The organism is Microvirga sp. GCM10011540 (genome assembly GCF_042650665.1).
Taxonomy (GTDB): domain Bacteria; phylum Pseudomonadota; class Alphaproteobacteria; order Rhizobiales; family Beijerinckiaceae; genus Microvirga; species Microvirga lenta.
The window spans coordinates 49,684-68,001 of record NZ_JBHSBQ010000024.1 but is presented as its reverse complement, the minus strand read 5'-3'; the positions used below and the strand labels follow the sequence as shown (position 1 = coordinate 68,001).

Annotated in this window: 22 protein-coding genes, 1 tRNA gene and 1 pseudogene; 12 read left to right on the top strand and 12 right to left on the bottom strand. The window is 63.7% G+C overall.

The genetic code is table 11. The annotated features are described in order from the left end of the window. The first annotated feature begins 163 nt into the window (after positions 1–163). The 4 genes from ACFOYU_RS08785 to ACFOYU_RS08770 all read left to right on the top strand — a co-directional run bounded on the left by ACFOYU_RS08785 (position 164) and on the right by ACFOYU_RS08770 (position 3,713). Positions 164–1,246 (top strand): inositol-3-phosphate synthase, encoded by a 1,083-nt coding sequence (locus ACFOYU_RS08785; protein ID WP_377033342.1) that lies wholly within the window; start codon positions 164–166, stop codon positions 1,244–1,246. Positions 1,247–1,264: 18 nt separating this feature from the next. Further along, entirely contained in the window at positions 1,265–1,864 is a 600-nt protein-coding gene (locus ACFOYU_RS08780) for a histidine phosphatase family protein (RefSeq protein WP_377033234.1), read from the top strand. Between the two features lie 155 nt (positions 1,865–2,019). Next, positions 2,020–2,790: a TIGR04290 family methyltransferase gene (locus ACFOYU_RS08775; RefSeq protein WP_226736586.1), complete on the top strand. Its 771-nt coding sequence runs from the start codon at positions 2,020–2,022 to the stop codon at positions 2,788–2,790. Beyond that, entirely contained in the window at positions 2,787–3,713 is a 927-nt protein-coding gene (locus ACFOYU_RS08770; RefSeq protein WP_226736588.1) for a glycosyl hydrolase, read from the top strand. Before ACFOYU_RS08775 ends, ACFOYU_RS08770 begins: the two co-directional genes overlap by 4 nt. A gap of 223 nt (positions 3,714–3,936) precedes the next feature. On the opposite strand, the gene ACFOYU_RS08765 is transcribed toward ACFOYU_RS08770, so the two are convergent. The 4 genes from ACFOYU_RS08765 to mnmA all read right to left on the bottom strand — a co-directional run bounded on the left by ACFOYU_RS08765 (position 3,937) and on the right by mnmA (position 6,307). After that, positions 3,937–4,013 (bottom strand) — tRNA-Met (locus ACFOYU_RS08765). A 173-nt stretch (positions 4,014–4,186) separates the two neighbouring features. Further along, on the bottom strand, positions 4,187–4,405 hold the full coding sequence (locus ACFOYU_RS08760; protein WP_226736618.1) for a hypothetical protein: 219 nt from the start codon (positions 4,403–4,405) through the stop codon (positions 4,187–4,189). 83 nt (positions 4,406–4,488) lie between these two features. Next, the gene (locus tag ACFOYU_RS08755; protein WP_226736620.1) at positions 4,489–5,130 is read right to left on the bottom strand and encodes a class I SAM-dependent methyltransferase; all 642 of its coding nucleotides are present in this window, start codon (positions 5,128–5,130) and stop codon (positions 4,489–4,491) included. A 22-nt stretch (positions 5,131–5,152) separates the two neighbouring features. After that, on the bottom strand, positions 5,153–6,307 hold the full coding sequence (mnmA, locus tag ACFOYU_RS08750; protein WP_377033233.1) for a tRNA 2-thiouridine(34) synthase MnmA: 1,155 nt from the start codon (positions 6,305–6,307) through the stop codon (positions 5,153–5,155). Between the two features lie 229 nt (positions 6,308–6,536). Between mnmA and ACFOYU_RS08745 the strand changes: the two genes are divergently transcribed. Both ACFOYU_RS08745 and ACFOYU_RS08740 read left to right on the top strand, forming a co-directional pair. Further along, positions 6,537–6,812, top strand: coding sequence for a DUF1153 domain-containing protein (locus tag ACFOYU_RS08745; RefSeq protein ID WP_114187418.1), 276 nt, complete (start codon positions 6,537–6,539; stop codon positions 6,810–6,812). Positions 6,813–7,062: 250 nt separating this feature from the next. After that, positions 7,063–7,260, top strand: a pseudogene (locus ACFOYU_RS08740) (helix-turn-helix domain-containing protein); the annotation flags it as partial. A gap of 29 nt (positions 7,261–7,289) precedes the next feature. Here ACFOYU_RS08740 and ACFOYU_RS08735 read toward each other — a convergent pair. Both ACFOYU_RS08735 and ACFOYU_RS08730 read right to left on the bottom strand, forming a co-directional pair. Beyond that, the gene (locus ACFOYU_RS08735; RefSeq protein WP_377033232.1) at positions 7,290–8,123 is read right to left on the bottom strand and encodes a class I SAM-dependent methyltransferase; all 834 of its coding nucleotides are present in this window, start codon (positions 8,121–8,123) and stop codon (positions 7,290–7,292) included. Between the two features lie 7 nt (positions 8,124–8,130). Further along, positions 8,131–9,126 (bottom strand): lysylphosphatidylglycerol synthase domain-containing protein, encoded by a 996-nt coding sequence (locus tag ACFOYU_RS08730; protein WP_226736626.1) that lies wholly within the window; start codon positions 9,124–9,126, stop codon positions 8,131–8,133. 261 nt (positions 9,127–9,387) lie between these two features. Here ACFOYU_RS08730 and ACFOYU_RS08725 point away from each other — a divergent pair, with 261 nt between their 5' ends. Beyond that, positions 9,388–10,008, top strand: a complete 621-nt coding sequence (locus tag ACFOYU_RS08725) for a GNAT family N-acetyltransferase (protein WP_377033231.1) — start codon at positions 9,388–9,390, stop codon at positions 10,006–10,008. A 51-nt stretch (positions 10,009–10,059) separates the two neighbouring features. Here ACFOYU_RS08725 and ACFOYU_RS08720 read toward each other — a convergent pair whose 3' ends face one another. Beyond that, positions 10,060–10,461 carry a flagellar export protein FliJ gene (locus ACFOYU_RS08720; RefSeq protein ID WP_226736630.1) on the bottom strand — a complete coding sequence of 134 codons (402 nt, stop codon included), beginning with the start codon at positions 10,459–10,461 and terminating at the stop codon, positions 10,060–10,062. Between the two features lie 514 nt (positions 10,462–10,975). Here ACFOYU_RS08720 and ctrA point away from each other — a divergent pair. After that, a complete protein-coding gene (gene ctrA, locus ACFOYU_RS08715) occupies positions 10,976–11,677 on the top strand; it encodes a response regulator transcription factor CtrA (RefSeq protein ID WP_226736632.1) in 702 nt (233 codons plus the stop codon). Between the two features lie 80 nt (positions 11,678–11,757). Here ctrA and chpT read toward each other — a convergent pair whose 3' ends face one another. Continuing rightward, positions 11,758–12,399, bottom strand: a complete 642-nt coding sequence (chpT, locus tag ACFOYU_RS08710) for a histidine phosphotransferase ChpT (RefSeq protein ID WP_377033230.1) — start codon at positions 12,397–12,399, stop codon at positions 11,758–11,760. A gap of 107 nt (positions 12,400–12,506) precedes the next feature. On the opposite strand from chpT, the gene ACFOYU_RS08705 reads away from it, so the two are divergent. The 3 genes from ACFOYU_RS08705 to ACFOYU_RS08695 all read left to right on the top strand — a co-directional run bounded on the left by ACFOYU_RS08705 (position 12,507) and on the right by ACFOYU_RS08695 (position 15,274). Continuing rightward, positions 12,507–13,397: a 3'(2'),5'-bisphosphate nucleotidase CysQ gene (locus tag ACFOYU_RS08705; protein WP_377033229.1), complete on the top strand. Its 891-nt coding sequence runs from the start codon at positions 12,507–12,509 to the stop codon at positions 13,395–13,397. A gap of 178 nt (positions 13,398–13,575) precedes the next feature. Further along, complete coding sequence (locus ACFOYU_RS08700; protein WP_226736636.1) at positions 13,576–14,178, top strand: DUF1134 domain-containing protein; 603 nt, start codon at positions 13,576–13,578, stop codon at positions 14,176–14,178. Positions 14,179–14,287: 109 nt separating this feature from the next. Further along, a complete protein-coding gene (locus tag ACFOYU_RS08695; RefSeq protein WP_226736638.1) occupies positions 14,288–15,274 on the top strand; it encodes a hypothetical protein in 987 nt (328 codons plus the stop codon). A 16-nt stretch (positions 15,275–15,290) separates the two neighbouring features. Here the strand turns inward: ACFOYU_RS08695 and ACFOYU_RS08690 are convergent, their stop codons facing one another. Together ACFOYU_RS08690 and ACFOYU_RS08685 are read right to left on the bottom strand one after the other, a co-directional pair. Then, positions 15,291–15,617: a hypothetical protein gene (locus ACFOYU_RS08690; protein ID WP_226736640.1), complete on the bottom strand. Its 327-nt coding sequence runs from the start codon at positions 15,615–15,617 to the stop codon at positions 15,291–15,293. A 53-nt stretch (positions 15,618–15,670) separates the two neighbouring features. Next, positions 15,671–16,534 carry a D-amino-acid transaminase gene (locus tag ACFOYU_RS08685; protein WP_226736643.1) on the bottom strand — a complete coding sequence of 288 codons (864 nt, stop codon included), beginning with the start codon at positions 16,532–16,534 and terminating at the stop codon, positions 15,671–15,673. Between the two features lie 108 nt (positions 16,535–16,642). On the opposite strand from ACFOYU_RS08685, the gene ACFOYU_RS08680 reads away from it, so the two are divergent. After that, a complete protein-coding gene (locus ACFOYU_RS08680; RefSeq protein WP_377033228.1) occupies positions 16,643–17,260 on the top strand; it encodes a hypothetical protein in 618 nt (205 codons plus the stop codon). 18 nt (positions 17,261–17,278) lie between these two features. Here the strand turns inward: ACFOYU_RS08680 and ACFOYU_RS08675 are convergent, their stop codons facing one another. Continuing rightward, complete coding sequence (locus ACFOYU_RS08675) at positions 17,279–17,599, bottom strand: SWIB/MDM2 domain-containing protein (RefSeq protein ID WP_226736647.1); 321 nt, start codon at positions 17,597–17,599, stop codon at positions 17,279–17,281. Between the two features lie 181 nt (positions 17,600–17,780). Further along, entirely contained in the window at positions 17,781–18,233 is a 453-nt protein-coding gene (locus ACFOYU_RS08670; RefSeq protein WP_377033227.1) for a response regulator, read from the bottom strand. Positions 18,234–18,318: the final 85 nt, after the last annotated feature.

The following is an 18,318-nucleotide window of genomic DNA, read 5'->3' as shown; positions in this document are numbered from 1 at the left end:
AAGACAAGAGTCTCATCGCGGGGGCCCCGACGGAACAACCTGCGCCGTTGCGGCGTTGACGGCTAAGCTTGGGGACTAGGAGCCGGGCCCGATGCTGACTGCCTGCGGCTGTGCCAGCCTGAAGGAGTACCAGCATCCGTCCGCCAACAAGGGGAAAGCCGCCATGAGTTCAGGAAAGGTCCGTGTCGGGATCGTCGGCGTCGGCAACTGCGCATCCTCCTTCGTGCAGGGGCTCTCCTACTATCGAGACGCCAAAGGAAACGAACCGATTCCGGGGCTCATGAACATAGAGCTCGGTGGCTATCACATCAGCGACGTTGAGGTATCGGCTGCCTTCGACGTGAATGCCTCCAAGGTGGGCCGCGACGTGGCGGATGCGATTTTTGCGGAGCCGAACAATACCCAACGCTTCGCTGCCGTCCCCCAAAGCGGGATCATCGTTCGCCGGGGCAAGACGCTCGATGGCCTGGGCAAGTACCTGCGGGATGAGATTGCCGAATCCGAGGAAGAAGAAGCGGATGTGACTGAAGTTCTCCGCCAGTCGGGAACGGATGTCCTGGTGTCCTACCTGCCGGTGGGCTCGCAGAAGGCCACGGAATGGTATGCAGAGCGCGCGCTGGAGGCCGGCTGCGCCTTCGTGAACTGCATTCCTGTGTTCATCGCGTCCGATCCCGAATGGCGGAGGCGCTTCGAGGAGAGGGGTCTTCCGATCGTGGGCGACGACATCAAGAGCCAGGTCGGCGCCACCATCGTTCATCGCGTCCTGGCCAATCTCTTCCGCGAGCGCGGCGTTCGCCTCGATCGGACCTATCAGCTCAATTTCGGCGGCAACACCGATTTCCAGAACATGCTCGAGCGTGAGCGGCTGGAATCGAAGAAGATCTCGAAGACGCAGGCCGTCTCGAGTCAGCTCGACATCCCGCTGCCCGCCGGCGACATTCACGTTGGCCCGAGCGACCACGTGCCGTGGCTCACCGATCGCAAGTGGGCCTACATCCGCATGGAAGGTACCACGTTCGGCGGAGTTCCGCTCAACGTCGAACTCAAGCTCGAAGTCTGGGACTCGCCGAACTCGGCGGGCATCGTCATCGATGCCGTGCGCTGCGCCAAGCTGGCGATGGACCGCAAGATCGGCGGCGCCCTCACCGGGCCTTCCAGCTATTTCATGAAATCGCCGCCGCAGCAGTTCACCGACAGCGAGGCCCGCGAGAGGACCATTCGGTTCATCAATGGCGACGATGAGTGACGCCGCGGAGATGCAGGCGTGACCACCACCTTCTTCCTCGTGCGGCATGCCGCCCATGACAGAGTGGGAACGGTTCTCTGCGGACGCATGCCGGGAGTTTCTCTCGGCTCCGTCGGCAAGGCTCAGGCCGAACGTCTTTCGGAACGTCTCGCAAACGAGAGCGTCGCCGCGGTCCTGACGAGTCCCCTTGAACGAGCGAGGGAGACGGCTGAACCCATCGCAGCCCGCATCGGCCGTCCGCTCGAAATCTGCGAGCCCATCGTCGAGATCGAATTCGGCGGATGGTCGGGTATGAGCTTCGACGAACTGACCCATGTTCCCCTCTGGAAGCAGTGGAACAGCGCCCGCAGCGTCACGCGGCCTCCCGATGGCGAGACGATGCTTGAGGTTCAGGCCCGGATCGTCGGCGCCATGGAGCAGATGCGCAAGACCTATTCAGGCCGTCCGGTCGTGCTCGTGAGCCATTGCGACGTGATCAAGGCGGCGCTGCTCTATTATCTCGGGATGCCGATCGACGCATACGGCCGCTTCGACATCGATCCGGCGTCGATCAGCACCGTCACCGTCGCGGATTGGGGCGCGAAGGTGTTGCGCCTCAACGAGGTGGTGGCCGCATGATGTCTCATGCCAGCATTCCCTATGCCCTCCTCGTGCCCCTGCCCCTGAGCCGTCCCGACAGAAATGCAGGATGTGCCGGACTTCGCGGTGCAGGAGCAGCCTTCTGCCCCCTCCATCACGCCCTCCATGACGAAACGAGAGAATAGAGTTCTGCCATGAACGCGATCGATCCAACTTCCATCGATGAGATCCGCCGGCGAGCCGAGGCGCTGGGTCCGTGGTTTCACAACATCGAACTTGGCGGTGTCTGGACTGCGCCGAACCACTTCCTCGGCAACTATCCGGCTGTGAAGTGGCAGCGCTTCGCCGACGCCGTCCCGCAGGACCTGACAGGAAAGTCCGTTCTCGATATCGGCTGCAACGGCGGCTTCTACTCCATCGAGATGAAGAAACGCGGAGCAAGCCGGGTGCTCGGCGTGGACTTCGACGACACCTATCTTGCCCAGGCACGGTTCGCTGCGCAGCAGACCGGGCACGACATCGAGTTTCGCAAGCTGTCGGTCTACGACCTCGGCTCGCTCGGAGAGCGCTTCGACATCGTGCTCTTCATGGGGGTTCTCTATCATCTGCGCCATCCGCTCCTCGCACTCGATCTCATCCACGAGCATGTGGCGAAGGACATGCTCGTCTTCCAGTCGATGCAGCGCGGTTCGGCGGAGTCCTTTCCGGTCGAGGAGAACTATACCTTCTGGGAGACCGAGCATTTCGACGATCCCAGGTATCCGAAGATGCACTTCATCGAGCATCGTTATGCGGACGATCCGACCAACTGGTGGGCGCCGAACGCAGCCTGCGTGGAGGCGATGCTCCGCAGCGCCGGCTTCGAGATCGTGCAGCATCCTGAGACTGAAGTTTACATCTGTCGCCGCGTCGATGCTCCACATGGGGCAGGAGCGGTCTACCCGGCCAAAGGGAGCACGCCATGATTGAAGCCGCAATGATCTGGAACGAGCCCAACAATAAATCCCACTGGGATCCGGAAATCGATCCGGAATGGGGGCTCTTTGCCGAGATGGCCATTGCCGCGGGCCAAGCCATCAAGGCCGAGAACCCGACCCTGCCACGGGTTCTCGGCGGCATCTCGCCGATTGATCCCGCGTTCATCCAGAATCTGTCGAACCGTGGCGTTCTCGACCATATCGACGTCGTGGCCGTCCATGGCTTTCCCCTGGACTGGAACCTCTGGCAGATCCACGAATGGCCGTCCAAGATCGACGAGATTCGCGCCGTGACGGACAAGCCGATCTGGGTGACGGAGGTCGGAATCTCGACCTTCGGAGCCGAGGAGGTGCAGGTCTGGGGTCTGAAACGCACCGCGGAGCTTCTGATCGGCGAGGTGCCTCGGATTCACTGGTACAGCCTCTACGATCTCCCTCGCGCCTGGGGCGCGACGACCCGGCACCGCGAGGCGGAAGGCTCATCCTATTACCGCCATTTCTACATGGGGCTCCTCCGCGAGGACGGGTCCCCGAAACCTGCTCTCGAAGAGTATGCGAAACATGCCTCCGAGATGGGGCTCTGCCAGTGGTTCCATTTCGAGGATCATCGTCTGGACGACGCCGTCGCATGGATGAAGCGCCTCGGCGTGAAGCATCTGCGTACGGGCCTGTCCTGGGCGGACAGCTTCCGCCCCAATGCCCTCGACTGGTTCGACCGTCAGATGGAGGCGCTTGCCGATTTCGATGTCACGGTGACCTTCTGCTTTACGCCTGAGCATCGCGGGATCGCGCCGCACCATACGAGCGCTCCCCAGGTGAAGGAGGAGTTCGCCGAGTTCTGCGCCACCATGATCCGCCGCTATGCCGGCCAGGCTGCTCCTGCGCCGCAGAAGGTTCTCGAGGTGCTGTAAGTCAGTCGCTCTGCTCGACCGAACCGGAGCACGTGAGGTCCTGTCTGCCCAGGGATCGCGCTGCTCCGGGAACGCCGCTCCGCCGGCATGGGCCGACCGTCTCAGGCCCCTTGCTTGAGCGCTGGGCCGTGGCATCGGCCTGCAAAGCCGCCATGCTCACGAATGACAACCGGAAGCCTCTCAGGAGAGGCTGACCGAAGCTTTTCGAATTTTCCGGATGGGATGGTAGCGGAGGAGGGATTTGAACCCCCGACACAAGGATTATGATTCCTCTGCTCTGACCAACTGAGCTACTCCGCCCCAGATGGCGGGGCGAACCCCGCGTCAGGCCAGGGCGATATAGGGAAGGTTGATGCCCCCTGTCAAGGAAGACCCGCGGCCAAGTTCATCTTTTCTCGCCTGCGCGTCCTCGCCCGCTCCTGCAGCCGCGAACGAGGAGGGGAAGCGAGGCAAGAGCCCCGCTTCCTGGAGGATCAGCCCTTGGGCTTGGTGCGCCAGAGCTGGAATCCCTCGGCCGAGATCGCCTGCTCGATGACACGGCGCGAGAACTTGTGCGGCGGCGCTTCCCGGGACTGGAGCGCACCGGTCAATCCCCATGGGCCATACTTGGCAGGAAGCTTGCTTCCGGCCTCGTCACCCGCGAAGGCATGAAGATCGTCCTTGGCCTGGGACGCGAACATGAAGATGCGCATTGGAGCTGACTTTCGCTGAATATTGATCGATTCCTACCCTGAAAATAGGGCGGAAGCCGCGGGAGTCACGTCTTCCGCGGTCTTTAGGCGCGCTTCCTGATGCGCATCAGCTTGAAAAAGCCGGCAGGAAAGAGAGGCTTCAGTTCGACCACATCCATGAAGCCCGTCTCCCGCGCCCACGCCTCGACGCGGGAGGCCTTGAAGGCAGAACTCCAGCCGATGGCTTTGACCACGGGCGAGGCCAGTTCCTCCATGGCGGCGACGGGACCGGAAGGCTGGCCGAAGTGGTTGGCAAGAACGATTTCGCCGCCGGGCTTCAGCACTCGCGCGAATTCCGACAGGGCCGTTTCCGGTTCGGGCACGAGCGTGATGATGAACTGGGCCGTGACGGCATCGAACATCGCATCCGGGAAACCGAGGCGGGTGACATCCATCACCTGCAGGCTCTTCACGTGGGTAAGGCCCCGCTTGTCGACCTTCGCCTGAGCACGGCGCAGCATGTCCTCGGACAAATCGACCCCATAGACCTCCGCGTGGCTCGGATAATAGCCGAGCGACAGCCCCGTTCCGACCCCGGCCTCCAGGACCTTAGGGCCGCAGGCGACCGCGGCGTTGACGGCGGCGCGGGCGGCCGGCTCGGTCAGCTTGTCGTAGACAAGGTCGTAGATCGGGGCCCAACGCGCATAAGCCTTGCGCATCAGGGCCGTGGTCGGTCCATCCGTCATAGAGTTTCCCTAGATGAGCGCCTCAGGCCGCGGCGGGCGCGGCTTCGGCTGCGGTGCGAGCGATGGTGCCCCCGCCAAGCACCCGTGCCCGAGGAGCATCGCTCTCATAGATGACACAAGCTTGACCGGGAGACACCCCATCTTCCGCCGACAACAGCTCGACAGTAGCGCCGGTTCCCGAGAACCGAAGGATCGCCGGACGGGGCTCCCTGGTGGAGCGGACGCGCACGGCCACCTCCATGCCCCCCTCCCCCAGGCTCTCGAGCGGCTCGTCGCCCAGCCAGTTCACGTCGCCGATGCGGATCAGGCGGGTTGCGAGTGCCTCCCGCGGCCCGACCACGACCCGCGCCTCCTTGGCGTCCAGCCGGACCACGTAGAGCGGCTCGCCGACGGAGAGGCCCAGCCCCTTCCGCTGCCCGACCGTGTAATGGATGATGCCCTCGTGACGCCCCAGGACCCGGCCGTCCACGTGGACGATCTCGCCGCCCTGGACGGCTCCGGGCTTCAGACGCTCGATGACGTCGCTGTAGCGCCCCTGCGTGACGAAGCAGATGTCCTGGCTGTCGGCCTTCTCGGCCACCATGAGACCGAACTCCCGGGCCAGCGCCCGCGTCTCGTCCTTCGGCAGTTCGCCGAGCGGGAACCGGAGGAGGCTCAGCTGCTCGGGCGTCGTGGCATAGAGGAAGTAGCTCTGGTCCCGATCCGGGTCGGCGGCACGGTGAAGGGCACGGCGTCCGTCCGGCAGGGCACGGCTCGCCACGTAGTGGCCCGTGGCGAGGATGTCCGCTCCGAGCTCCTTGGCGGTGTCCAGGAGGTCCCGGAACTTGATGGAGCGGTTGCACTCCACGCAGGGGATCGGGGTTTCACCCGCCAGATAGCTCTGCGTGAAGCGGTCGATCACGGCCGCGCGGAAGCGCTCTTCGTAATCGAGCACGTAATGGGGAATGCCGATCATCTCCGCAACGCGGCGGGCATCGTAGATGTCCTGCCCGGCGCAGCAGGCGCCTTTGCGGTGCACGGCAGCGCCGTGGTCGTAGAGCTGCAGCGTTATGCCGAGCACGTCGTAGCCTTCGCGCTTGAGAAGCGCCGCCACGACGGAAGAGTCGACGCCGCCCGACATCGCGACCACGACGCGAGTCTGGGACGGCTCCTTGGGAAGTCCGAGTGAGTTGAGCATCGTTCCATCCAGAGGCGCCGTTCAAGGCGGCGCACGGGAGGGGCCAAAATCCTTGTATAGCGATTGCCGTTTCAATGTTCCAGAGCGCGGCGGCCAATAAGAGGGCTTTAACTATTATGGCTAAATCTGGGCACCCTCGGAACGGGCCCTGCGGCGTTTAGGAAAACATTAAGCGCCGTGGCGTAGCTTCGAGCCTAACGAGGTCGTTGAATTTTTGTGTGAGCGTATCATGACCGAACCCCACCGCCCAAGGGTCAAGTATGTCATTGGGCCTGACGGCAGTCCCCTGACGATTGCCGACCTTCCTCCATCGTCCACACGTCGATGGGTCATCCGCCGCAAGGCCGAAGTCGTTGCCGCCGTTCGCGGCGGTCTGCTGAGCCTAGAGGAAGCCTGCCAGCGCTATACGCTGACCACGGAGGAATTCCTGAGCTGGCAGCTGTCCATCGACCAGCACGGCCTCGCCGGACTCCGCACCACGCGCATCCAGCAATACCGCCAGTAACCCTTTCGCAGTGATCTCCATCGCAGGCGCTGCCGAAAGGGCGGCGCCTTTTTCGTTTATCCGCCGACCTGCCGCCACGTTAAGCAATTCCTAACCATAGATTGGGAAATTGTTGCTAAGCATTCCTATCCAGACAGGTCCTGCATTGCCTTCAGCCTCCGCGTCTTCGAGCCGGTCGACATCGCCACACGGACAGTTCCGGGAGTCCTCCGTCCCGCCGCAGGGGCCGGCGGCCGCTCCTCCGAGGCATCTGCTCGTCGGCCGGACGGTGGCCGAGGTGGAGCGTCACCTCATCATCGACACGCTGGATCACTGCCTCGGCAACAGGACCCATGCGGCCAAGCTCCTCGGAATCTCGATCCGCACCCTGCGCAACAAGCTGAACGAATATGCGGATGCGGGCATCCTCGTGCCGGAGCCGGGGCAGAGACCGTCCACCGTCTCCTGAGAAGACCATCGTCTCAGGCTAACGGCCGATCACCTCTCCCGCTTTCGCAGCCACAGGCTCGTCTCGTGAGCGCCCGGGCCGAGTGGCAGGTCGGCCAGGATGCCGCCCTTCATTGTCGGCAGAACCTCCTTGACGACGAAGTGGCTCGCGAAGACGAGTTCATAGGCCCCGCCCTGAAGCAGCGTGCCGACGGGAATCTGCTCGTTGTACGAGCGCCATGACCACACTTCCGGATAGGCATCGGGAAGGGTGATGTCGTGGATGTGGATCAGGGTGCCGGGAGCGAGGCGCGGCAGAACGTTCAGCAGCAGGCGATCCACATCGGTGCCGGGCATCGCGATATGGCTCGAGTCGATGAAGAGGATGTCGCCCTCCCGGAGCGCATCGAACACGGCAGGATCGGCCTCTTCCAGGAGAATGGGCCGATGCTCGACGTCGAGTTGGGCAAGGGCTGCTCGCGGGGACGGATCGATGCAGATGATGCGTGTGGCAAGGCCTCCGTCCTGCACCGCTCGGGCCATGAACCGCGTCGAGTGGCCCGAGCCGATCTCGACGATCCGGCGAGGCTTTTCCCGCCGCACGAGGGCATAGGCGGCCGCAGCATCGAGCCGCGGAAACCAATCCTGGTCGAACCGTGCCGGCCCCCTCCCCTTCAGGATGCGTCGGAGGTCGTCCGCATGGCTTTCGATGGTATCGAGAAGATCGGCGAAGCTCGGGCGCGCCGCCTCGAAGACCGGGCGCAAGGCCGGATAGTCGGTCGGCGTGACGCTTGCCGCGTATCGGTAAGGAATAAAGAACCCCAGGGGCTTTGGACCCAGGAGGGTCGAAAGGCCGAACCTTAGCCGTCGGCCGAGGAACGTCATGGCTCCCTCATGCCAGCGGCGCCGGAGGAACCTGGCCGTCTCCGGCCCGGGTTCTCCATGCCTGCGCCAAGCGCGCCCGCTCGAAGAGGAGAACGACGATCAGCGAGATCGCGAACGGGATCAGGAGGTAGAAGAGACGGAAGACGATGAGGGCGGCCAGGACGTCGGCCTTCGGGATATCGGGCATCGCCGTCAGGAAGACGAGCTCGAAAACGCCCAGCCCTCCCGGAGCATGGCTGACGAGAGCCGCCGAGAACGAGGCCAGGAACACGGCCAGCACTACGATGAAACTCGGCTCGAGCTGGGCCGGGAGGGCGAAGTAGATGATGCCCGCCGCTCCCAGCAATTCGAGCGGAGCTGCGATGAGCTGCCGCCCCATGATGGCGGGGCGGGGATATTCGAGCTTCGCCTTGCGGATGACGAGCGGCGGCAGGTGCAGGATCGAGCCGGCCGCATAGAGCGCGACGAATCCGAGGAGCAGCAGACCGACGACCCGTGCCGTCGCGGGGTTCGTGAGCGCAGCCGGCAGGAGTTCTTCGAGCCTATGCAGGAGCGTCGGGTCGAGCGTCAGGACCACGCCGCCGAGCAGAATGGTGCCGAGGCCGAAGGTGAAGGAGCAGAGAGCGACCAGCACCGCGATCTGGGCCGCGCTCAGGCCCTTCGAGGTATAGGCCCTGTAGCGCACGACCGCCCCGGAGAACACCGATGCACCGATATTGTGCGACAGGGCATAGGTCGTGAACGAGGTGATGGAAACGAAAAGCCACGAGATGTGGCGAACGCCCAGGTGCAGGAGCGCGATCCGGTCGTACCAAGCCAAGGCGATATAGGCGACGAGGGTGGAGAGGCCGGCCAAGGCATAGCGCTCGCCGGGAATCGCCGTCAGGCTGTCCCAGACGTCGTCCAGCGACAGACCGCGAAGCTCGTTGTAAAGAAGCCAACCGGAAACGATGACCGCCAGAAGCCCGATCGCGGGCCAGATGAACTCACGCACATTTTTCATTGAGTTGGCCAATCTCCTTCCCTTCCCCCCTCTGTGCCCCAAGAACCTCTGAAGCCGCAAGGGGATATTGAGGCGCACCACTCGATACCCGCAGCCGGTCCGAATCCTGCAGGAAAGCGCTGCTGAACCTCTGCGCCTGCTGCCGTCCGGAAGAGCAGGAACCCTCACCGGGTACGATGCGTCCGCCATCTTTCGGTTGCCCTCCCGTGTCACCCGTGAGAGAGCACTTTCGCCTCATCGAGAGATCCAGCGGCGGACGACATGACGACAAGACCGGTAGCGCTCGACCTGAACGGTTATACCGACCTGCCGCCGGGAAAAATCGCCACGGTCGTGACGTACCTGGAGATGCATGAGCCTCCGCGGCTTTCTCCCGTGAGGGCCCCGGAAGGCTTGTCCCTGGAGCGCATCGACCACGATCTCGTCCGCTATCGCAGGCTGTTCCGCCGGATCGGCGAAGACTGGCTCTGGTTCAGCCGTGCGGTCATGCCCGACGGCGATCTGGCCTCAATCCTCGGTGACCCTGCGGTCGAGGCCTATGCCTTGAACGACGGCACGGGCGATGTCGGCCTCCTCGAACTCGATTTCCGTTCGCAGAATGAAGCAGAACTGGCTTTCCTCGGGCTTGTGCCCGGGATCATCGGCCAAGGTGCCGGCCGCTATCTCATGACCGAGGCGCTCCGGCGCGCCTTCGCCCGGCCGGTCTCGCGCTTCTTCGTCCATACCTGCTCGCTCGACCATCCCTCCGCCCTCACCTTCTACCTGCGCTCGGGCTTCACTGCCTACAAGCGTGCCATCGAGGTGGCGGACGATCCAAGGCTGCTGGGATTTCTTCCTCTCGAGGCGGCGCCGCACGTTCCGGTCCTTGCAGGGCCCAAATGAAAAAGGACGCACCGGCACCGGCGCGTCCTTGCAAGGATCGGTAACAAGACTTCAAGCAGAAGCGCGCAGGGTGCGTGCCTGACCGGTATGACCGATGACGGTTTCCAGCGTGCGCTCGGCGGAGCGCTCCCGGTCCTCCAGGCTTTCGGCTCGTTTCAGCTCTTCGAAGGCCTCGCCGAGTTCGGCCTTGGCATCGTCGAGCTGCGTATGCAGATTCTCCGCTGACTGGCGCAGGTTGTCGCGTCGCTGTGCAGCGGCGCGGGCATAGGTCGGATAGGCGAAATGGTTCGGATCAGTGATCCCGGCTTTTTGCTCTTCCGCAGCGATTTCTCGATCAAGGTCAGCCGCCATGCGGTCGAACTCTGCGATCATCATCTCGATTTGCGCCACTCTCCGGCGTTTATCGTCGACCTGAAAGCGCTTGAGGCGGATGAGCGTATCCCGCGACTTCATCTTGATTGAACTCCACACGTCGCTGTTTCATCTGCCGCACGGATCGCTCAGTTATCCGCCAGGCATGGGCAACCATCGCCCATGGAAGTTGACCCTTCCTTACCGAAGAGGCGAAAAAATTCTGGAAATACAGGACACTGGCGGAAATAGCTCTCGTGGAGCCTGTACCGGCCGGGTTCGTCAACGTTTCGTTTACCGGTTTCGTTAAGACTGGTCTCGTTACGGCTGCGGCTCTTCGGGGAGCAGCCGGACGGGGCCTGAAAGCCTCAAGAACAAAGCTTTCTGATGATGCGGCGCGATTCCGGATGGTAACGCAGAATCCACAGGGCAGGAGCTTCGGACGATCGATTGTCGAGGTCGAGTCGTTAAGAGCTTGCATGTCAGAATCAGGGTTTGTTAACCATTCTGCATTAGCGTTGCGAATCAGTTCAGAAGGGCATTCGCCACAGGCCCTGTGGCGAATGGGCAGCTCACGGTTGCTCAGTGGCCCAAGGGCAAGGGCTGGGGATTAAACATGCGCGTACTTCTGATCGAAGACGACAGCGCAACTGCGCAGAGCATCGAGCTGATGCTGAAGTCCGAGAATTTCAACGTCTATGCGACGGATCTCGGGGAAGAGGGCGTCGACCTCGGCAAGCTTTACGACTACGACATCATCCTTCTCGACCTGAACCTCCCCGACATGTCGGGCTACGAGGTCCTGCGGACCCTGCGGGTCGCGAAGGTGAAGACTCCGATCCTGATTCTGTCCGGCATGGCCGGCACGGAGGACAAGGTGAAGGGCCTGGGCTTCGGCGCCGACGACTACCTGACCAAGCCGTTCCACAAGGACGAGCTCGTCGCCCGCATCCATGCGATCGTGCGCCGCTCCAAGGGTCACGCGCAGTCGGTCATCACCACCGGCGACCTGATCGTCAATCTCGATACCAAGACCGTCGAAGTGGGAGGCGCTCGCGTCCACCTCACGGGCAAGGAATACCAGATGCTGGAACTCCTCTCCCTGCGTAAGGGCACGACCCTCACGAAGGAGATGTTCCTCAACCACCTCTATGGCGGCATGGACGAGCCGGAGCTGAAGATCATCGACGTCTTCATCTGCAAGCTCCGCAAGAAGCTCGCCAATGCCTCGCAGGGCAAGAACTACATCGAGACGGTCTGGGGCCGCGGTTATGTGCTGCGCGAGCCCGGCGACTCCGACGTGCGAATGGCCGTCTGATCAGGAACGTCCCCAGTTCCAACAAAAAGCCCGGCTTTCGCCGGGCTTTTTGTTGTGACCGATCGGGTTAGAGCCGTCGCCTATTCCGTCACGGCGCGGATCGTCACCTCGTCGCCCTCGATGCTGAACGCGATGGACATGCCCGAAGCGCGGGCGATCATGCCGGCATAGTAGATCTGGATGCCGTGCGCATCGACCGTGCCGCTCTCGGAATCGCCGGCGAGCAGAGCCTCCGAATGGGCCGGGATGCGGGCATTGAGCCCCTTCGCCTTGATGATGAACTCGCACCGCTCCGCATCGCCCGACACGTTCGCGGCGATGGAGCCGCCGCGCGGGATGGCCGTGATGGCGATCATGATGAGGTTGAGGAGGAGCTTGACCCGGTTCTTCGGGAAGAGCAGCCGCGGCGCCGACCAGGCGAAGGAAATCTTGTCGTCCAGGAAGAGCCCGCGGGCCACCTGCTCGGCATCGCCGAGGTCGATGGAGGCTCCGGCGGATCCGGCGGCCCCGAAGGCGAGACGGGCGAACTGGAGCCGCGCAGAGGCCTGCCTGGCGCTCTTCTGGATCAGGTCGAGGGCGAATTCCCGCATGGAAGCGTCGTTGTCGTCCTCCAAAACCTCGAGCCCGTTCACGATCGCTCCGACGGGAGAAATCACGTCATGGCAGACGCGCGAGCAGAGAAGAGCGGCGAGGTCGAGGGAATCGAGCGAAATCGTGGCCATGAGGGCTCCGGAATGACGTAGGTTCAGCTATACACGCATGAAATCGGGAGTTCGACCGGCATGGTGACAGCTGACGAGGAAAGAAAACATGAACCGGATAACCGGCAATGAGTTCTTTGAAAAGCGGGCATGACGGATCGTCTCCTGGCGCAGGAACGGGCAGGAAAGCCATGATGCGGCTCGACGACAATGATACCGATGCAATTGCGCTCAGGCTCGCTGGGATCGCCCTGGAAGCCGGGCACGTCCTGCGACGACTGGAGCGTGCCCTGATCGAAAGCCGGATCAAGGACGACGGCACCCCGACCACCGCCGCGGATCTGGCCGCCGAGGAACTGATCATCCGGCGCATCGGCGAAGTCTGGAACGGCATCCCGGTCATTGCCGAGGAAACCGCCAGCACCGTCGAGCCCGACGATTACTTCTTTCTGGTCGATCCCCTCGACGGGACGAGCGACTATATCCGGGGGACCGGCGAGTACAGCGTGAACATCGCCCTCATCCAGGGCTCCAGGCCCATCGCGGCGGTCGTAGCGGCGCCTGCCATGGGGATCGTCTGGGCCGCCGGCACCACCACTCGGTCCGCTCCGGTCCCCGATTCCGCAGGAGAAAGCCTCGCCTGGAAGGAGGTCAAAGCCCGACCCGCTCCCGCTCAGGATCTGGTCGCCCTCGTGAGCCGCCGCCATGGGGATGACGCGACGGAAGCTTGCCTCTCGACGCTTTCCATCGGCACCAGACGAATGGCATCGTCCGCCCTGAAATTCTGTCTCATCGCCTCGGGCGAGGCGGATGTCTATGTCCGCTGCGGTCCCACCATGGAATGGGACACGGCTGCGGGTGACCATATCCTCTCCCGCGCCGGCGGCTGCGTGGTCGGCCCCGGGGGCATCCCCCTGACCTACGGCCATGAGGACCGGGGCTACCGGAACGGGCCCTTCGCGGCCCTGGGCGACGTCGCTCTGGCCCCCCGCCTTGCTCTGCCCGTAGCCTCCTCCTAGCGCATCCTCGAAAAGATCGGCCCACGGTACCGCGGGCCGACCCTCATACAGAGATTGTTAGGGTTGATGGGCTTAAGCTCCCGGCTCGACGGAAGGTTTGCAGCTCGTCTTCGAGACCTCCTTCTCCGCCCCGTGCCGGAGCCGACAGGCCCGGCGTCTCTTGCGAGGAGATAGCTTCATGCGCTCGCGTTACATGTTTCTTGTGGCGGCTGCGGCCGCCGCCCTGTTCGGCGCCACGCCCAGCCAGGTCGCTGCCCAGAGCATCCAGCCTGCCTATGCGGCCAATCCCGGCGATCCGAACTCCTACAACTCGAACGATCTGATCGAATCCGGCCATCAGTTCTTCGGCTCCGCGGCCCGCGGACTGGCGCTGGCCGTCCAGGAAGCCGTGCGCCGGTGGGGTGAGCCGAACGGCTATATTCTCGGCCAGGAGGCCTCCGGCGCCTTCTTCGGCGGCCTTCGCTACGGCGAAGGCAAGCTCTTCACCCGCAATGCCGGGCAGCGCCGCATCTTCTGGCAGGGGCCCTCCCTCGGCTTCGACGTCGGCGGCGAGGGCGCCCGCACCATGATGCTGGTCTACAACCTTCCCAGCACGGATTCCCTCTACCGGCGCTTCGTCGGCCTCGACGGCTCGGCCTATCTGATCGGCGGCTTCGGCGTTTCGGCCGCGAAGGCCGACGAAATGGTGGTCGTTCCGATCCGGACCGGGGTCGGCGCGAGGCTCGGCGTCAATATGGGCTATCTCAAGTTCACGCCCGAACCGACCTGGAATCCGTTCTAGAATGCGCTAGAACCGGCAGTCTGGGGCAGAAGAGCTCTGGAAGGCTGCGCAGGCACAAGGCAAGGTGCTTGAGCCTTTTCCGGTCAGGCACCTTGGAGTTTGCGTCCGCGTGGTCGAAACCGTCATGATCTTTGCGCTGGGGTTTCTTGCGGCAACCCTGATCGCGCTTCTCATCATCCCAGCCATCAACGCCCGTGCCGAGCGCCTCGCGCGTCGGCGGGCCGAGGCTCTCTTTCCGCTGTCCGTCTCCGAACTGACCGCCGAGAAGGACCACCTGCGCGCCGAATTCGCGGTTCTGCAGCGGCGCATCGAGCGCAAGGCCGAGGAGGCTCTGGCCGTCAAGCACCAGAGCATGGAGGAGCTCGGCCGAAGGGCGGTCCGGATCGAGACGCTCGAAGGAGTGGTCGCCGACCGCGACCAGACGATCGCGCAGCTCGAAGCGGAGCTGGCGGACACCCAGGGACGGCTTGGCGGCACCGAGGAGGACCTGGCACAGACCCGCACCTTGCTCGCCGCGACGCGTGAGACGCTGGCGGCCCTGGAAAACGCCCACCGCGCCACCCTGGACGAGCTGTCCGACACGCGCCGGGAGCTCGAAAGATCCCAGACCGATCTCTCGCGGACCAAGGGAGAGCTCCTGCGGACGGAGGAGAGGGTCACGGCCCTGGAGACCCAGTCGCACGATCTCGAGCGGCGCCTGACCGCAGCCCTGAGCGAGCTCGACGCCAAGCGCATCACGATCTCGGACCTCGAAACCCGCCTGATGACCCAGACCGCCCGGGGCAACGATTTCGAGCGCGCCCTCGGCGAGCGCCACAACGAACTGTCCGATGAGCGTCAGCGCCTGGCGCAGCTCGCCAAGAGCCTGACGGCGGAACAGGAGCGCGGCCTGATCCTGGAGCAGCACATCCGCGAGATCGAGGCCGAGCGGGACGAGGCCCGCGCGAAGATCGTCGGCTTCGAGGGCCTCGAAACGCAGAACGAGGAATTGCGCCGCCGCATCACCGAGGTTGCGGACCGGATCATGCAGAACGGCAATGGCCGGTCCGGCAACAAGTCCGGCAATGGCAAGCGGCGCAAATCGGCCGGGAAGTAAGCCTCTCCCCGATGGCCTATCTGGGCTGGACGTTCTGATTTCCGCCCGGGCTGCCCGGCGGCGGAATGACCGGGGTCGTGCCCGGGTTCGGCTCCGGCGCCGGAACGCGCATGTCGGGCGTGCTCGTGACGGGCGGCCGGATGACGCCCTCCGTCTCTTGCAGCTTGTCGCTAAGGGTATCCGTGGAGCCGGTCGAGCTCGGGTCGGCGGGCTCGATCTTCTCGGGCGGCATTCTCTCGAGTGGCGGCATGTTGGGAGCCTGCTGCTGCAGGCTCGGCGTCTGCGCGCCGGCGACTGTAAAGCTGCCGGCCATCATAATCGTGAAGATCAGCGTTCGCCTCATGGCTCGTCTCCTTTCAAAGGGAACGGGCCATGACAGTCGAGGTTCCGGTCGCTCTATTCCGCCGCCAGGGCCGGAGAAGCCGCCATCCGAAGGTAGAGCTGGCGCAGCCTTTGCGTGACCGGGCCGGGTTTTCCATCGCCGACGGGACGTCCGTCGATCCGGACGACGGGGAGGACGAAGTTGGAGGCGCTGGTCAGGAAGGCCTCGGCCGCCTCATAGGCCTCCTCCACCGTGAACAGGCGCTCCTCGAGAACGATGCCATCCTCGCGCGATAATTGCAGCAGTGACCGGCGGGTGATGCCGGGCAGGATCGCATTGGACAGGGGCCTGACCACGATGCTGCCTGCCTTCGTGACGATGAACGCGCTCGACGAACCGCCCTCGGTCACGAACCCGTCCTGGACCATCCAGGCTTCCTGGGCTCCGGCCTCCTTGGCGGCCTGCTTGGCGAGGACCTGGGCGAGGAGGTTGATGGATTTGATATCCCGCCGCTCCCAGCGCTGATCCGGCACCGTGACGACGGCGATCCCCTTCTCGGCCGCGGGAGACTGGGCGATGGACTTCGCCTGGGTGAACATCGCAACGGTCGGCCGGGCCTCTTCCGGAAAGAAGAAGTCCCGTTCGGCCACCCCACGGGTGACTTGGAAGTACACGAAGCCCTCCGTCATCCCGTTGCGCTGCACCAGCTCTTCCTGGATGCGCGTCCATTCCGCCCGTGAATAGGGATTGGGGATCCGAACCTCGCGCAGGGAGCGCTCCAGGCGCTCGAGATGAGCCTCGTTGTCGATCAGGCGGCCGTCGAGAACGCCGATCCCTTCGTAGACGCCGTCCCCGAACAGAAAGCCCCGATCCATGAAGGGAACCCTGGCCTCCTCGATCGGGAGGAACGAGCCGTTGAGGAAGACGATGCGGGACATGGGGGCTCCGATTGCAGGAACGAACGACCTTGGCCGGTAGGCAGCCCCCTCGTTTGACCTATCTTAACGGAAGCGCCGCACAGCTTAAGGGCGATAGGTACTCCCATCATGACACTCGCGCCACTTTTCATTTCGAGGCTGTCGCTGATTCTGGCCCTCGCCCTGCCCTTCCACGCCCATGCGGCCCAAACGGCGCAGGCCTGGTTCGGCGAGCAGGGCTACGTTCCGCCGGCACAGACCCGAATCATCGCATGCCACGGCTATGGCTGCGCTCGCAGGATGGCCCTTGTCGTCGATGCCGCCCTGCTCACCCGTGCAAGAGGCGCCTTGAGGGGCGCGCGCACATCGCCGGAAGCGGAGAGGAAAGCCATCGGCGACGTGGTGAGGTCCTACACGGCCTACCTGGCACGCCAGTTCGGCGGCAGACCCGACCTGCCGGGTTCTCCTCCGCAGATGTCGGGGGTGCATGGTCAGATGGACTGTCTGGATGAGAGCGCGAACACGACAAGTCTGCTCCTGGTCCTGCAGGATCAGGGCCTCCTCGTCCACCATCGGGTCCAACGGCCGCAATCCCGCGGCTTCTTCATCGATGGACGCTATCCCCACACGACGGCGGTGATCGGGGAAAGGAAGACGGGGCGGGAGTGGGCGGTGGATCCCTGGGGCATGGCCCCAGGGCAGCGGCCGGATATTCTGCCGATAGCCGCATGGCGGCAGGCATCCTGAAGGCGGCGGACGGCGCCGTTACTTCAGGTGCTGGGCGAGGTGCTTGTTCATTTCGAACATCGTCACCTTGCTCTTGCCGAAGATCGGCTGAAGCTTGTCGTCGGCCAGGATCTCGCGCTTGTTCTCGGGATTCTGGAGGTTGTTCTTCTTGATGTAGTCCCACATCTTGCTCACCACCTCGCCGCGCGGAAGCGGGTCCGAACCGACGATGGCCGCCAGCTCCTTCGAAGGCTGCAAGGGCTTCTGGAGAGCGTTGGGCTTGGCTCCGCCAGTCTTGGCGGCTGCCTTGGCCGCAGGCTTCTTCGCACCGGCTTTTCCGTCTGTAGTCTTGGTCGGCATAGATTCCTCCGAGGGTGGGTGAGTTACTCTTCGACAGCAGCGGGTCTGGCCGTGAAAAGTCCATTGGCTGCGCCCGTTCAGGCTTTCGGACGCTGTTCCTAAGCTCCGAACCTTCGACCAGGAAGCCAATATGGGCAGAGCTTATGTCCGCTCTGTGCCATCAGCAAGACGGGCCTGTGGATCAAGCGGTCTTTGGGAAGGGCAAAATCTTTGCGGCAGCCTCATGGGAGGCCTGCATCCTCCGGGCCAGGGGGTGGACCCTGCGGGTGCGCTCGGCGGCCGAGTGGACATGCGAGACGATGGCCTCGTTCGGGCACGGCTTCGCCAGGAAGGCTGCTCCGGGCGGCAGGTCCCCGAAGGCCGGCCATTGCCGGCCCGACATGATGAGTATTTCAGCCTCGGGCCAGGTCTCATGAACCTTGTGGGCCAGCTCGAAACCATTGCAGCCGACCGGCATCTCCACATCCGTCAGCAGCACGTTGACGCGCAGGCCAGCCTCCAGGATGACCAGGGCCTCCGTGGCGTTGGCGGCCTCGACCACTCTGAAACCTGCATCCTCAAGAAGCTCGGCGATGAAAAGACGGATCAGGGGCTCGTCTTCGACCAAAAGAACTGTGGACTGGTCCTCGGACATGGTTTCTTGAACTCTTTATACATCGCTCACTAACGCTGCAGCAGCGACTTGGTTCCAACCACTTGCGGACCTCTTTCGTTTCCCA

Bases quoted from the DNA above. Each gene is read 5' to 3' on its own strand.
- ACFOYU_RS08725 (WP_377033231.1), top strand. From the start codon at position 9,388: ATGACGACAAGACCGGTAGCGCTCGACCTGAACGGTTATACCGACCTG.
- ACFOYU_RS08735 (WP_377033232.1), bottom strand. From the start codon at position 8,123: ATGACGTTCCTCGGCCGACGGCTAAGGTTCGGCCTTTCGACCCTCCTG.
- ACFOYU_RS08770 (WP_226736588.1), top strand. From the start codon at position 2,787: ATGATTGAAGCCGCAATGATCTGGAACGAGCCCAACAATAAATCCCAC.
- ACFOYU_RS08670 (WP_377033227.1), bottom strand. From the start codon at position 18,233: ATGTCCGAGGACCAGTCCACAGTTCTTTTGGTCGAAGACGAGCCCCTG.
- ACFOYU_RS08690 (WP_226736640.1), bottom strand. From the start codon at position 15,617: ATGAGGCGAACGCTGATCTTCACGATTATGATGGCCGGCAGCTTTACA.
- ACFOYU_RS08675 (WP_226736647.1), bottom strand. From the start codon at position 17,599: ATGCCGACCAAGACTACAGACGGAAAAGCCGGTGCGAAGAAGCCTGCG.
- ACFOYU_RS08785 (WP_377033342.1), top strand. From the start codon at position 164: ATGAGTTCAGGAAAGGTCCGTGTCGGGATCGTCGGCGTCGGCAACTGC.
- ACFOYU_RS08775 (WP_226736586.1), top strand. From the start codon at position 2,020: ATGAACGCGATCGATCCAACTTCCATCGATGAGATCCGCCGGCGAGCC.
- ACFOYU_RS08685 (WP_226736643.1), bottom strand. From the start codon at position 16,534: ATGTCCCGCATCGTCTTCCTCAACGGCTCGTTCCTCCCGATCGAGGAG.
- ACFOYU_RS08755 (WP_226736620.1), bottom strand. From the start codon at position 5,130: ATGACGGATGGACCGACCACGGCCCTGATGCGCAAGGCTTATGCGCGT.
- ACFOYU_RS08680 (WP_377033228.1), top strand. From the start codon at position 16,643: ATGACACTCGCGCCACTTTTCATTTCGAGGCTGTCGCTGATTCTGGCC.
- ACFOYU_RS08760 (WP_226736618.1), bottom strand. From the start codon at position 4,405: ATGCGCATCTTCATGTTCGCGTCCCAGGCCAAGGACGATCTTCATGCC.
- ACFOYU_RS08720 (WP_226736630.1), bottom strand. From the start codon at position 10,461: ATGAAGTCGCGGGATACGCTCATCCGCCTCAAGCGCTTTCAGGTCGAC.
- mnmA (WP_377033233.1), bottom strand. From the start codon at position 6,307: ATGCTCAACTCACTCGGACTTCCCAAGGAGCCGTCCCAGACTCGCGTC.
- chpT (WP_377033230.1), bottom strand. From the start codon at position 12,399: ATGGCCACGATTTCGCTCGATTCCCTCGACCTCGCCGCTCTTCTCTGC.
- ACFOYU_RS08745 (WP_114187418.1), top strand. From the start codon at position 6,537: ATGACCGAACCCCACCGCCCAAGGGTCAAGTATGTCATTGGGCCTGAC.
- ACFOYU_RS08700 (WP_226736636.1), top strand. From the start codon at position 13,576: ATGCGCTCGCGTTACATGTTTCTTGTGGCGGCTGCGGCCGCCGCCCTG.
- ACFOYU_RS08730 (WP_226736626.1), bottom strand. From the start codon at position 9,126: ATGAAAAATGTGCGTGAGTTCATCTGGCCCGCGATCGGGCTTCTGGCG.
- ctrA (WP_226736632.1), top strand. From the start codon at position 10,976: ATGCGCGTACTTCTGATCGAAGACGACAGCGCAACTGCGCAGAGCATC.
- ACFOYU_RS08705 (WP_377033229.1), top strand. From the start codon at position 12,507: ATGAGTTCTTTGAAAAGCGGGCATGACGGATCGTCTCCTGGCGCAGGA.